Raw genomic sequence first — 645 nt, 5'->3', positions numbered from 1 at the left:
GTCATGATAATGATTTTATCGTAGTTGGCATCTTCAAGGGAGAAGTCTGCACCCACACCCGCACCGATGGTATAAATCATAGTGTTGATTTCCTCATTTTTGAGGATATCCGCCATCTTGGCCTTGGCTGTATTAATAACCTTACCTCGAAGAGGCAAGATGGCCTGAAACTTACGGTCACGACCTTGTTTGGCAGAACCACCGGCAGAATCTCCTTCGACCAGGTAGAGTTCGTTCTTTGCAGGATTTTTAGACTGGGCTGGGGTCAATTTCCCAGACAGCAAGCCTTTGTCTTTCTTGTTTTTCTTACCATTTCGGCTCTCATCACGTGCCTTACGGGCTGCCTCACGGGCATCACGCGCCTTGATAGCCTTCCTAATGAGATTGGAAGCCAGTTCTCCATTCTCCATTAGGAAAAAGGTCAACTTATCAGATACTATGCCATCCACAACAGGACGAGCCAGAGGACTTCCTAGTTTGTCCTTTGTCTGCCCCTCAAATTGGAGGTGTTCTTCCGGAACTAGGATAGAAAGAACGGCTGCTAATCCCTCACGATAATCGGAACCTTCTAGGTTTTTATCTTTTTCCTTGAGAAGTCCCGTCTTACGCGCATAGTCATTCATAACCTTGGTAATGGCAGACTTG

The 645-nt window shown here is 46.5% G+C and carries 1 protein-coding gene; it reads right to left on the bottom strand.

What is annotated here, in order from left to right:
* The coding region (locus D8863_RS10750; protein WP_260469806.1) for a toprim domain-containing protein at positions 1-645 on the bottom strand (645 nt) is incomplete at both ends.

The sequence above is a fragment of the Streptococcus oralis genome, from assembly GCF_003943825.1.
GTDB lineage: Bacteria > Bacillota > Bacilli > Lactobacillales > Streptococcaceae > Streptococcus > Streptococcus oralis_CD.
Note: the sequence above shows the minus strand (reverse complement) of the source record. Positions and strands in the feature narration are given on the sequence as shown.